This window comes from Sporosarcina sp. E16_8 (assembly GCF_017347095.1).
Classification (GTDB): Bacteria; Bacillota; Bacilli; order Bacillales_A; family Planococcaceae; genus Sporosarcina.
Genome location: NZ_JADPRZ010000044.1, coordinates 18,459 through 30,642 on the forward strand (window position 1 = coordinate 18,459; position 12,184 = coordinate 30,642).

At 42.4% G+C, this 12,184-nt stretch carries 12 protein-coding genes and 1 pseudogene; 5 read left to right on the forward strand and 8 right to left on the reverse strand.

Going from position 1 to position 12,184, the window contains the following annotated elements; all coding sequences use genetic code 11:
* Positions 1-209: 209 nt before the first annotated feature.
* From I2484_RS17195 to I2484_RS21630, 4 genes and pseudogenes are all read right to left on the reverse strand, one after another.
* Positions 210-1,775, reverse strand: a complete 1,566-nt coding sequence (locus I2484_RS17195) for a flotillin family protein (RefSeq protein WP_207152293.1) — start codon at positions 1,773-1,775, stop codon at positions 210-212.
* A 17-nt stretch (positions 1,776-1,792) separates the two neighbouring features.
* Positions 1,793-2,326 carry an NfeD family membrane protein gene (locus I2484_RS17200; RefSeq protein ID WP_207152294.1) on the reverse strand — a complete coding sequence of 178 codons (534 nt, stop codon included), beginning with the start codon at positions 2,324-2,326 and terminating at the stop codon, positions 1,793-1,795.
* Positions 2,327-2,418: 92 nt separating this feature from the next.
* Entirely contained in the window at positions 2,419-2,805 is a 387-nt protein-coding gene (locus tag I2484_RS17205) for a response regulator transcription factor (protein ID WP_207152295.1), read from the reverse strand.
* Between the two features lie 185 nt (positions 2,806-2,990).
* Positions 2,991-3,608 (reverse strand): annotated as a pseudogene (locus I2484_RS21630) (ATP-binding cassette domain-containing protein).
* Between the two features lie 163 nt (positions 3,609-3,771).
* Between I2484_RS21630 and I2484_RS17220 the strand changes: the two are divergent.
* From I2484_RS17220 to I2484_RS17235, 4 genes are all read left to right on the forward strand, one after another.
* Positions 3,772-4,392 (forward strand): DUF47 domain-containing protein, encoded by a 621-nt coding sequence (locus tag I2484_RS17220; RefSeq protein ID WP_207152298.1) that lies wholly within the window; start codon positions 3,772-3,774, stop codon positions 4,390-4,392.
* Positions 4,393-4,403: 11 nt separating this feature from the next.
* Complete coding sequence (locus tag I2484_RS17225) at positions 4,404-5,402, forward strand: inorganic phosphate transporter (protein ID WP_207152299.1); 999 nt, start codon at positions 4,404-4,406, stop codon at positions 5,400-5,402.
* A 158-nt stretch (positions 5,403-5,560) separates the two neighbouring features.
* Positions 5,561-5,761: a cold-shock protein gene (locus tag I2484_RS17230; RefSeq protein WP_067205063.1), complete on the forward strand. Its 201-nt coding sequence runs from the start codon at positions 5,561-5,563 to the stop codon at positions 5,759-5,761.
* 146 nt (positions 5,762-5,907) lie between these two features.
* Entirely contained in the window at positions 5,908-8,040 is a 2,133-nt protein-coding gene (locus I2484_RS17235) for an MMPL family transporter (protein WP_207152300.1), read from the forward strand.
* Positions 8,041-8,327: 287 nt separating this feature from the next.
* Here the strand turns inward: I2484_RS17235 and I2484_RS17240 are convergent, their stop codons facing one another.
* The 4 genes from I2484_RS17240 to I2484_RS17255 form a co-directional block, all read right to left on the reverse strand.
* Positions 8,328-8,486, reverse strand: coding sequence for a hypothetical protein (locus I2484_RS17240; protein WP_207152301.1), 159 nt, complete (start codon positions 8,484-8,486; stop codon positions 8,328-8,330).
* A complete protein-coding gene (locus tag I2484_RS17245; RefSeq protein ID WP_207152302.1) occupies positions 8,483-8,959 on the reverse strand; it encodes a hypothetical protein in 477 nt (158 codons plus the stop codon). The genes I2484_RS17240 and I2484_RS17245 overlap by 4 nt, the downstream gene beginning before the upstream one ends.
* Before the next feature lie 44 nt (positions 8,960-9,003).
* Entirely contained in the window at positions 9,004-9,657 is a 654-nt protein-coding gene (locus tag I2484_RS17250; protein WP_207152303.1) for a pentapeptide repeat-containing protein, read from the reverse strand.
* A gap of 133 nt (positions 9,658-9,790) precedes the next feature.
* Entirely contained in the window at positions 9,791-10,657 is an 867-nt protein-coding gene (locus I2484_RS17255) for a putative RNA methyltransferase (RefSeq protein ID WP_207152304.1), read from the reverse strand.
* A 159-nt stretch (positions 10,658-10,816) separates the two neighbouring features.
* Between I2484_RS17255 and I2484_RS17260 the strand changes: the two genes are divergently transcribed.
* Positions 10,817-11,944, forward strand: coding sequence for a CAP domain-containing protein (locus I2484_RS17260; protein WP_207152305.1), 1,128 nt, complete (start codon positions 10,817-10,819; stop codon positions 11,942-11,944).
* Positions 11,945-12,184: the final 240 nt, after the last annotated feature.

Here is a 12,184-nt window from a genome sequence, read left to right on the forward strand (position 1 = left end):
TAGCGAGCGTTATGATCGGTTGGCCGGTTTTATGATTGGTCTAGCGAGCTTTATGATCGGTTGATGTATTTTATGATCGGTCTAGCGAGGGGTTACGATCGGTTGGACAATATATATATAGTCGGTTGTCTATAGTTAAGCCCACCGAAGGGCACACTAAAAGAGAGCCCTAACGCACAACTGCGTCAGGGCTCTCTTCTAGTTAATAGTTAGTCAGCTTCGTCAGTTGTAACTTCTTTTCTTGCAATCACTTGTTGTGTGGGTTGCTTCGTATTTGCTGCTTTTATTTCATTTGTAAGCTGGTCAATACTTGGGCGGATATTGCCCTTGCCCGTGTAGTTTTCAAGCATTTCCTTGACGTCGATGCCTGATGTTGCTTTCAATGATTCTTGCAATGTTGCCATTAGGTTAGTCGCGTACGACGTTATTTTATTGGCTCCGCCGCCTTCACCGCTGCCACCAGTATCGACAACAGTAATCTTATCGATATTAGCAAGTGGGCTTGCAATTTGCTTCGCATATTCTGGAATCATTTTAACAATCATATCAAGCATTGCGGCTTGGCCGTACTGTTCGAACGCTTCAGCTATTTTACGTTTCGCTTCTGCTTCCGCAAGGCCTTTCAGACGGATAATATCCGCTTCTGATTCACCTTGTGCGCGTAGAGAATCGGCTTTGGCCTGCCCGTCAAGACGGACTTTTTCTGCATCCGCGGACGCACGTGCTTCAATACGGTACTTTTCAGCATCGGCTTCTGTAATTTGTTTGGATTTTTGAGCTTCTGCATTTTGTTCGATTGCATAGCGATCCGCGTCGGCTTTTTTCTTAACTTCAGAATCATATTGCTTCTCACGACGCAGAATCTCTTTCTCTTCAAGTTCAATCTGTTTTTGACGCTCTATGATTTGAACTTGCATTTCTTGTTCCATAACTTCTTGTTTAGAAACCGCCGTTTGAAGTTCGTATGCTTGGTCAGCTCGTGCTTTCGCAACATCCTGCTCGCGTCGATAATCCGCGACTTTCAATTGATTCTCTTTTTCAGCTTCTGCAATTTCAGTTGCACGTTCGATTTCTGCTTTTTGTGCTTCTTTAGATGCTTCTGCATTTTTAATACGCGTTTCTTTCTCTGCTTCAACTGTTGCAATATCCGCATCACGCTTCACTTGTGCGATACGTGGTTTCCCTAGTGAATCGAGATAGCCGTTTTTATCGCGCACATCTTTAATTGTAAATGAAACGATTATGAGTCCCATTTTGGATAGATCCTGTGAAGCAACACGTTGCACTTCTTGAGAAAACATATCGCGGTTTTTATAAATTTCTTCTACTGTCATTGAACCTAGAATCGAGCGCAAATGACCTTCCAATACTTCTTTTGCTTCATTTTCACGATCAGCTTTTGATTTCCCCAAAAATTGTTCAGCAGCTGTTGCAATCTCTATGATTGAGCCACCGATTTTAATGATTGCCGTTCCATCCGCCATAACAGGAACACCTTGCTCCGTGTAGACTTCCGGCGTTGTAACCTCAAGCTTACTTGACAATAAGCTGAGTGGTGCCGCTTGTTGGAACACTGGCAACAGAAACGTCCCGCCGCCACGGATGATCTTAATGCGATTTCCCGAATCATCCTTATGTACATTTTTAGATCCCAGATAACTTCCTGTTACGATTAGTGCTTCATCTGGCCCAACTGTGCGGTATTTTGTGATGAAGACGAGAACAAGTGCCAGTAAAACAAAAGCGACTACTCCAAGTGCAATCCAAATTTCCATCTGTTTTTCCCCCTTTTTTAGTTGAAGCGGAATGGTTCATACTCTTTAACGATGAATGTCCCATCTTTCACTTCAATGATCAATACTTCTTTTCCGTATTCAATTGCTGTGTTTTCGTACCCTACTGCCCTCTTAGAAATCACGCCATTCACCGATTCGATAACAATTTCACCGAATCCATCAACTGGAACGGGCACAATCACTTTCCCAACCCGGCCCATCAACGACTCATCCGTATACGCGAGCGACACTTCTGCCGATTTCAGTGGAAGAAGAACAAATAAGTATAATAGAAGATCGAGTACAAAAGCAGTGACAAGTGCGATGGCCAGAATGAGACCACTGTTCCACGTTGTAACAAGCTCCAATATATAACCGCAAGCAGCTACAAATGTTGTGAATGCAAGTACAACCGCTGGATCTAAAAACGGACTAACTTCGCCGATTCCTTCCGCCATATCACTAAAAAAGATATACAATAAAGTTGCTAGACCGGCAATGATCAGCGCAACTAAATAGACTTGCACAATCGGCATCCCAAACAGTTCCATTTCAACACCCCCACTTCCACCTTTTTTGCCTCACCTATATATACGTCTCATTATCCCGAAAGTTTCAATTTACTGAAAATTAATTCCCAAATTCATTCCACATCAATCAAACCGTTTTTCCTGGCAATGTGAATTGCCTCTGTCCGACTTTTCACTTGCAGCTTTTGAAAGATATCCGAGAAGTAGTTTCTCACTGTCCCCTCCGACAAAAATAACCGCTTGCTAATTTCTTTATTCGCCAAACCTTTTGAAGCTAGTATAAGAAGCTCTTGCTCCCGTTCAGATAGCTGATCTTTTTCTGCAAATAATGAAAAGGCTAGTTCCGGATCGATGACTCGCTGACCCGCGGCTACTTTTCGAAGTGCTTCGGCAAGTGCGCTACTCGGTCCATCCTTTAATAAGAAACCTTTTACCCCAGCATTTACAGATCGTTGTAGATAACCAGAACGACCAAACGTAGTCAACATGATGATTGCCATACCCGGGTATTTCTCCAATAATTTTTCAGATGCTTCTAAACCGTTTGCCGCCTCGCCGATGATTTCTAAGTCCCTTCTATTGATAGATTAAATAGGAATACGGTTCTCTCCCTAAACCTTCGGGATAAACTGCAAATCTCCTGCTCATTAATTTGCCCCCATTCTATTTATATAACCTCCAGTTCTTACTTGGAATGTATAATGAGCAAAACAGCAAGCCCTTCATCAACAGCAAGCTTTAGTTGTTGATAGAAATGGTTCTTCATTTCCTCGTCCATTCCTGCAGTTGGTTCATCCGCAATCAGCACGAGTGGTCTACCTACCATTGACAATGCAAATGACAACCGTTTGCGCTCACCGCCTGATAATTCATGTGTCTTTTTTAGGAGCATCTCTTGCAATTAACTAAGACGGACAAGCTCGTTAAATGAATAAGGGCTTCTATAGAAGGATTGGAGTAAGCAAAGCATTTCCTTGACCTTCACATTGTCCATGAATTCAGCTTGCTGGAACATGAAACCTATTTCTGATTTCGTTTTCTCACCTAGCGGTTTCCCTGCCAGCAAAATTCTCCCGTTTACTGGATGTATGATTCCAGCGATAGCGGATACGATTGTTGATTTCCCAGCCCCATTTTCTCCGCAGAGTGCAACAACTTCTCCTGCTCCAACTTCTATATTGACACTACTTAATAAGTTTTTTCGATTAACACGTACAGACAGATTTTCTAGTTTCAACATACGCTCACCTCTTACGTTAATTTTACTGAAGTTGAGGGTATGCTGTAGAGTACAGTCCGTCATCTTTCTTTCATGACAAATGTCACTTTTTCTTATACCGATTTCCTCTTTGTAAAGATTGTGTAAATTTCGTGCAGATTTCGTCGAAATTTGTAGGTATCTTATTTCCTTTTTGCTATGATGGGATTATTAAAATTATTTCCCCTTTCGGGATGGAGGCACAACAATGTTTAACCAGCGCAAACCTGATCCTTTTTTCACAGCACTGTTAACGATTGCTGAAAATGTACAAGAAGCAGTCCATTATGCAAACGACTTTAAAGTAGTCAATGTCGCTGATTTGAAAGAAGTAAGCATTAAGCTCAAAAATTACGAGACAGAAGGCGATACGCTTATCCACGATCTAATTATAAAGCTTAATAAATCATTTATGACTCCGATTGAACGTGAAGATATTATGAATTTGGCCATTAAAATGGACGATGTTCTCGATGGCATCGAGAGTTTTGCAGCTCATCTTGAAATGTTCTCCCTAACTGAAATAGATGAGTACGTACAGAAATTCATGGAGAACATCGTGAAAAGTACAGACGAAATTGTTAAAGCGATGAAACTACTAGCGAGGAAAAAACTTGAAGCAATGCACGATCACGCTGTGCTTATTAAAGATTACGAGCGGATTTGTGATGAAGTTTTCCGTACGTCCGTTAAACAGCTCTTCCTTAATGAAAAAGATCCAATCCGAATTATCCAGTTCAAAGATATTTACGAACAGTTGGAAGATATTGCTGACTATTGTCAGAATGTCGCCAACACAATCGAAACCATTATTATGCGTAACGCATAAGGAGGAGCCATATGGATACAATTCTTCTCCTTACCATCCTCGTCGTCGTATTCGCACTCGCTTTTGACTTTATCAATGGCTTCCACGACACGGCGAATGCGATCGCAACATCTGTTTCAACTCGGGCGCTGAAGCCACGAACCGCTATTTTGATGGCGGCAACGATGAACTTCGTCGGAGCACTGACATTTACGGGCGTCGCAAAAACAATTTCTAAAGACATTGTCGATCCATTTGTTCTTGAAAACGGTTCGCTTGTCATCTTAGCCGCACTGACCTCCGCAATTTTGTGGAATCTGCTGACATGGTATTTCGGAATTCCATCCAGTTCATCCCATGCATTAATCGGGTCAATCGCTGGTGCAGCTATTTCAGCGGCAGGTTTAGGCATTTTAAATTACAGCGGTTTCCTGAAAATATTACAAGCACTCCTTATTTCTCCATTCATTGCACTTGCAGGCGGCTTCCTCGTGATGTCCATATTCAAAGTGACCTTGAAGAACAGGAATTTATTTAAGACAAATAAACGAATTCGCTATATGCAAATCGGAACAGCGGCGCTTCAATCGTTCACGCACGGTACGAACGATGCACAAAAAGCAATGGGGATTATTACAATGGCACTTATCGCGGCTGAAATGCAGACTTCGGACGATATTCAGCTTTGGGTTCGGATTGCCGCGGCAACTGCGATGGGTCTCGGAACTTCAATCGGCGGCTATAAAATCATAAAAACCGTCGGCGGTAAAATAATGAAGATTCGTCCTGTGAACGGAATTGCGGCTGATTTATCATCTGCTGCGATCATTTTCGGTGCAACACTTATCCATTTACCTGTCAGTACAACACATGTTATTTCGTCTGCAATAATGGGTGTAGGCTCGGCCCAGCGCGTGAAAGGCGTCAATTGGGGCATGGCAAAAAAGATCGTTATCACATGGATTATTACATTACCGATTTCAGCATTAATCGCTGCGATTGTCTATCAAGTACTTAACTTGTTTTTTTAATTCAAACATTTCTCTTGCAATGTTCTAATATCCCTGTTATGATAAAGAAGAATTATTTTTGTTCGGCATGATGGTCTCGAATAAATCTTGACCGCTTCAAGACTTGAGCAAGGATAGTAATACAATGTATGCACAAAGCATACGAGGAGGAAACACACATGGAACAAGGTAAAGTGAAATGGTTTAACGCAGAAAAAGGATTTGGCTTCATCGAACGCGAAGACGGAGACGACGTATTCGTACACTTCTCAGCTATTCAAGGAGAAGGCTTCAAGTCTCTTGAAGAAGGTCAAGATGTTACGTTTGAAATCGAGCAAGGCCAACGCGGTCTTCAAGCTACAAACGTTAACAAAAACTAATTTGAATTAACCATTCAAAAGCCATTCCCTTCGGGGAATGGCTTTTTTCTTTATCTAAATTTATTTGGGGCAACAAAAGACATTTCCATCATTTTCCGTTACTATAGAAGGATAGAGTCAATCTATACACAGGAAGGAATGATTGTATGCGCACACTTGCGCGTTTTGTAACAAGCGCACATAAATATATTATCTTTGCATGGATTGCAATCTTCGTCATATTGACGTTATTCGCGATTAAGTTACCAGGACTTCTAGAAGGTGACGGCTTCCAAACAGATGGCGAACACGCAGCTGTTATGGATATCGTGTCTAAGGAATTCGATATGCCTGCAGAAACCATGTTCCTCGTATTCGATAATGTGCCAGTTGATAAAATAGAATCTACACTTACTAACATAGATAAACTGAAGGTAACTTCAGAAATCGTATCACCACTAGACAATGACAAACAATACAAAGAAGGCGTTTCTTATGCACTTCTTCATTTTGATAATCAAGACAAAGATATGTCCGCCATCGTCACGGATATCCGCAAGGCAGTCGGTAATGAAAAAGGAATCACACTTACAGGTGCTTCCGCTATTTCAAAGGATATTAACACTGCCAGCCAACGTGACTTGATGACCGCAGAGGCGATCGGGCTACCAATTGCGATTATTATACTTCTTTTCGCTTTCGGAACTGTCGTCGCTTCATTTGTACCGTTAATTATTGGCATTGTGACTGTCGTATCATCGTTCGGTGTATTGGCCATTCTTGGCGGAAAAATGGACCTATCCATTTTTGTCTTGAATATCATCCCAATGCTCGGGCTCGCACTCAGTATCGACTTCGCTTTGTTGTTCATCAGCCGTTATCGTGAAGAACGCAAAAAGAGCGACATGCACGAAGCTATCTCCACCACGATTCGAACAGCAGGAAGATCCGTCATCTTTTCTGCTTTCTGTGTCTTCATCGGACTCGGTGCAATGATGCTAATTCAGGTCGACATTTTCCAAAACATCGCAATCGGCGGAATGATTGTAGTGGCGATGGCCGTTCTCGCATCTGTAACCTTGTTACCGTCCGTACTTATTGCACTAGGTGACCGGATTGAAAAATGGCAGCTATTGAAAGAAAAATCGGGTGAAGCAAACGGTTGGCGCAAATTTGCCAACGCAGTAATTAAGCGTCCCGTTATGATAACAATCATTGCGTTTATCCTACTTGGTATCGCAATAATTCCAGTAAAAAATATGGATTTAACAATTCCAGCAATCGATTCATTGCCTAAGTCGTATGATACGCGTCAGGCTTTTGAATTGATTGATAAAGAGTTTGGTCTGGCTGACCAGGCAGCTGTCTATGTCATTGCAGAACGTGCGGATGGCTGGGAGGATGAAAAAGGCCTTCAGTCCATGAAAGCACTTGAAAAAGAACTTTCAAACGATCCGCTTGTGGATAAAGTAACGACAATTTTCACTGCGAGTGACATCGATTCTGTCGAGCAATGGGAGCAAGCAATGATGGCGCCTGACATCGCCGCCGGACTCTCCCCTCTCATTGAAACATTTGTGAAAGACGACAAGCTGATGATTCCCGTGACACTCAGTGCTAATGGCAGTTCAGATGCCGCACAAGATTGGGCGCGCGACTGGTCCGACAAGCAAACAGAGTGGAACTTATCCATCGGTGGACAGCCAAAGTTCAATCAGGAAATCTTCGATGAAATACTGGATAAAATCTTGTACGTTCTATTGGTTATCCTTGTTTCGACGTTTTTCATCTTGATGATTGCATTTAAATCTATTTTAATACCGATTAAAGCAATTTTGATGAACATCGTCGGATTGGCTGCCACATTCGGCATTCTTGTCTATATTTTCCAATATGGGCATTTTGGATTGGAAGCTGGCACGATTGCGCTTATCATCCCTGTCATAGTCTTTAGCCTTGTATTTGGACTAAGTATGGACTATGAAGTGTTCCTCATCTCGAGGATGCAGGAAGAGTATGCGAAGACATTGGATAATGACCATTCAACTGTTGAAGGTCTTGCAACAACCAGTAAGATCATCACATCTGCAGCACTGATTATGATTGTTCTTACAGGGGCATTCGCCTTTACGGACGTTATGCCAGTGAAACAGATCGGCGTCGGCATAGCGATTGCAGTCGCAATTGACGCAACGATTATTCGCCTATTGCTCGTACCAAGCCTTATGAAACTGTTCGGCAAATGGAACTGGTGGCTGCCATTTAGAAAAGGGCCATATAAACCTGGGAATTGGCATTAAGAAAAGCGTAAGGCGCCGTTTAGACGGGACGGCCATAAGTCGATCCAGAGACGTGGCGCTCTTTGCCACATAGCTGGATTGCTTATGACCCAAGCGGCTGGCGCCTGGAGCTAGACATTAAGAAAAGCGTAAGGCGCCGTTTTAGACGCGACAGGCATAAGTCGATCCAGAGACGTGGCGCTCTTTGCCACATAGCTGGATTGCTTATGACCCGAGAGGCTGGCGCCTGGAGCTAGACAACAAGAAAAAGCGCACCAAGGATTAAATCCCTGGTGCGCTTTTTCTGATTAACGATAATCAACTTCTTCTATCAATTCAACAACCGTCACAATCGGCGCCATCCCATTTTCCATATTATTGACTGTTGCCTTCATTGTAAAATAAATAGCAATAATACTTAATATAGTAATTAGGACAAGACCAATGACAAGGTTTTTGCCTTTCATCGAGCATCATCCTCGTCTTCAACTCTTACGAATTCCTCTTCAATCAAATAGACGTCCGCTTCGTTGTAATCACCGAAACTTTCTTCAAGATTCAAGCCGTGATACAAATTCCAGAAGCCTTGCTCTTCCATAAGGATTAGCTCTTCACCTTCATTGTTCACAAACTTTTGTACAATAGCCTGCGGTTCAGGTGCCCCTTCAGATAAAGCCTTGATAGAATCTGCAATGATTTTCCGTAGTTCCTCTTCTGAAGCTTCACGGATATTGACGAGACCACGTTCATCCGCATCATAACCTGGAATTCCTGCTACATAGATAAAACCGTTACCATTCGGGTGAAGGTGCTGAACAACCACTGTTTTTTCATATAAGCTTTCTTCATAATGATAGTTGACCCGTTTCATTGACACGTCTTTACGTGTAAGTTCGGGAATTGTTGCGATGATCTGTTGTTTCTCTTCAAATGTCAACATATATGTCCACTCTTTTCCACTCTGATTTCGTTTTAAGTATACCATCATTCTTCTTTCACGGATAACCCTAGCACACGCGCGAAGCCAATTGCCTGATCTTTTGACACAATACAGCCGACAAGTTTTGGCAACGTGACTTCAATCCGGTCATATGTACTATCCGACAAATCAACACCGTTCAAGTCCGTTTCGGTAAAATTGATATTATCCAGCTTACATACCTTAAATTGCACGTTATTAAATGAGCTTTCATAAATATCGCCATCTGTTAAATTACACTCAGCAAACTCGACTTCCTTCATGCTAGAGAAGCTGAAGTTTATGTAGCGCCCGTCACATTCCTTTATTAACGTATGCCCAACTTTCGCATTCGCAAAGTCCGCACCCGTCAGTTTCGAATTAACGATTTCACATCTGTGGAACATGGCACCCTGAAAATTAACATTGGATAAATCGCATGTATCAAACACAACATCAACAAATTCCGCTCCTGCCAAATCACTTCCTGCAAACGATACATCTTTAAAGATCACGTCATCGAAAGTCAGTCGTTCACCTTCCGCACCTGTCATATGGCCTCCGTCAATACGGACTTTTTCAATGTATCCTTCATTATCGAGAATCGCTTCCACCCGCATAGCCTTATGAGCTACAGATAATTTCGGTTTCTGTCGTTTACTAATCTTTTTTTTAGTCACAAATAAGTCCCCCTTTAGCGCGTTTTCCATTCCGTTATAATAATAAAAATAATAATAACCGCAATCGCGAGAACATAAAACCAGCTTGGAACACCGCTAATTCCACCAAACATCTTCCTCGCCCCTTTCTCTACTAAACCCTCTTCACACCCGAAATAACGGTGAAGTCGATTGTGATATTCTGTATATCCATTCCTAACGCCTCTTCAATCTTTTCCTCACTCGCGCCCCATGTTAGCGGTGTCATGCGGATTAGCGGCGCAAGAAGTCCAGACGATAATGGGAATACATACGTAATCCGTTCCGTTGTAACGGCGTCATAGTGTTGAGCAAAGCGCGCGACGGGATCCGTATCGTCTAAGCGTTCTTCATCATCATAAAAAATGGCTCGTAACTCCTTTAGATAACCACTTTCCGGTACTGCTTTCACAAACAATCCATCCGGTTTCAGAAGACGCGTAAACTCTGCGTAATTTGCCGGCGATAAAATATTTAAAATAACATCGAATTGGCTTTCTTGAAACGGACAATTTGCCAGGTCCGCGACACTCCAAATGGAACCTGGATACTCTTTCGATGCGGCAGTAATTCCTTCTTTCGCGAGATCAATGCCTACTCCAGTTGTTTTGTCCGGTAGCTGTGAAAGTATTTCCGACAAGTGCGTACCTTCCCCGCAACCCGCGTCCAGGATGAAAGCCTGTTCCTGCCCTCCTAGATGCTCACGGACTTTATGTGTAATAAACTCCAAAATCTGATTGAAAAATCCGCTGCTCATTACCGTTTTCCGTGCTTCAAACAGCGATTTATCATACTTCGTCACATGTGCCTGCGGAGCCAAGTTAACATAGCCATTTTTCGATAAATCGAACGAGTGATTATCTGTGCAAATGAGCCGTGACTTGTCCTCCATGACCATCCCAGACGCGCAGATTGGGCATCTGAATAAATGCGAATTGCTTTCCATCACTTGTGCATTGAACATTCTTTTTGATATAGTCATCCGTTGAAAACTCCGTTCATCTGTTGTTCTATTAGTATACAGCTTTTCGGTGAGTACTGGAAATAGAGCGAACCCAGTTTTTACCCGTCACACAAAAACACCTTCATACTGTATTCAACTAGTCCCAAGGGGTTACAATAGCAAGTAGGAGGCGATTCCATGAAACGATTATTCCTATTCATCCTTTTCATTGTTGCACTTTATTTCACAAAACCATACTGGGAAGAACCAGTCTCACAATATGTTGATATCTCTTTTCTTGAACCTGTCGACGAAAAAGTCGGCACTCTTTTGACGAAAGAATCCCTCGATACAGCAATCCGCTCCATTAGCGACACCATAGATAAGGGGGTATCTTACCTAACTTCAAAGACGGGTGAAATCGAGGAATCCATTCCTGTCGCAGAAAAACCAGTGTTGGATAAACCGGTAAAAACACAGGTCTCAATCCACAATATCGAACTAGGTAGCCCACAAGAAAAAGTGACAACTGAACTTGGAGAACCAAAAAATCATTCCATGAACGAATACGGTACCGAATGGTTTACTTATCACGATGCCTATCAAAACTTCGTTATGGTTTCATTCGATGAAAACCAGACAGTGAACGCCATTTATACAAATGATGACCTCATTTCATCAACTGCTGGCATTAAATACGGTTCCCTAAAATCGACTGTACGCGAAACATTCGGCAAACCAATCACTGAAATCCGAAAAGGTTTGAACATTTTCATGCTCCAAGAAAGTGAAGGTTTCGACGTCTTTAAATCGGGCGACACCTACACTTATGTTTTTTATGATTTGCATCAAAATGATAAAGTAACAGCCATTCAACTAATTAACGATTCACTGGAAAAGAAAAAAACCGGCATCTATGCCGGCGGTAATGCAAACTTACGAAACGGGTTCGAACTTCAACTTTTCGACTTAACAAATGCAGCGCGTGTCCGTCACGGACTTTCTATCCTGAAATGGGAGTCAAACGTAGCAGGTACAGCACGTAAACACAGTGTCGATATGGCAGATAATGATTATTTCAGCCATGAGAACAAGCAAGGAAAGTCTCCGTTCGACCGAATGAAAGATGACGGTGTCAGTTTCCGAGGAGCCGGTGAAAACCTGGCGTATGGCCAATCAAGCAGTATTTTTGCACATGAAGGCCTTATGAATTCCGAGGGACACCGTGAAAACATTTTGCTGGATACTTACAGCCATCTCGGTACGGGCGTTTCGTTCAATGAAAAATTGCAGCCTTATTATACGGAAAACTTTTTATTGAAATAAGGCTGATTATGGTGATTGGGCATATGGACATTTATGATCGGTTTGGCGCTTGGTTATGATCGCTTGGCTACATATATGATCGGTCAGGCGCTGGTTATGATCGCTTGGCTACATATATGATCGGTCAAGCATTGGTTATGATCGCTTGGCTACATATATGATCGGTCAAGCGCTGGTTATGATCGCTTGGCTACATATATGATCGGTCAAGCGCTGGTTATGATCGCTTGGCTACATATA

What these genes read in the sequence shown, in the direction of transcription:
- I2484_RS17240 (WP_207152301.1), bottom strand. Translation starts at nt 8,486, where the DNA reads ATGAAAGGCAAAAACCTTGTCATTGGTCTTGTCCTAATTACTATATTA.
- I2484_RS17195 (WP_207152293.1), bottom strand. Translation starts at nt 1,775, where the DNA reads ATGGAAATTTGGATTGCACTTGGAGTAGTCGCTTTTGTTTTACTGGCA.
- I2484_RS17235 (WP_207152300.1), top strand. Translation starts at nt 5,908, where the DNA reads ATGCGCACACTTGCGCGTTTTGTAACAAGCGCACATAAATATATTATC.
- I2484_RS17230 (WP_067205063.1), top strand. Translation starts at nt 5,561, where the DNA reads ATGGAACAAGGTAAAGTGAAATGGTTTAACGCAGAAAAAGGATTTGGC.
- I2484_RS17225 (WP_207152299.1), top strand. Translation starts at nt 4,404, where the DNA reads ATGGATACAATTCTTCTCCTTACCATCCTCGTCGTCGTATTCGCACTC.
- I2484_RS17260 (WP_207152305.1), top strand. Translation starts at nt 10,817, where the DNA reads ATGAAACGATTATTCCTATTCATCCTTTTCATTGTTGCACTTTATTTC.
- I2484_RS17255 (WP_207152304.1), bottom strand. Translation starts at nt 10,657, where the DNA reads ATGACTATATCAAAAAGAATGTTCAATGCACAAGTGATGGAAAGCAAT.
- I2484_RS17205 (WP_207152295.1), bottom strand. Translation starts at nt 2,805, where the DNA reads ATGGCAATCATCATGTTGACTACGTTTGGTCGTTCTGGTTATCTACAA.
- I2484_RS17245 (WP_207152302.1), bottom strand. Translation starts at nt 8,959, where the DNA reads ATGTTGACATTTGAAGAGAAACAACAGATCATCGCAACAATTCCCGAA.
- I2484_RS17220 (WP_207152298.1), top strand. Translation starts at nt 3,772, where the DNA reads ATGTTTAACCAGCGCAAACCTGATCCTTTTTTCACAGCACTGTTAACG.
- I2484_RS17200 (WP_207152294.1), bottom strand. Translation starts at nt 2,326, where the DNA reads ATGGAACTGTTTGGGATGCCGATTGTGCAAGTCTATTTAGTTGCGCTG.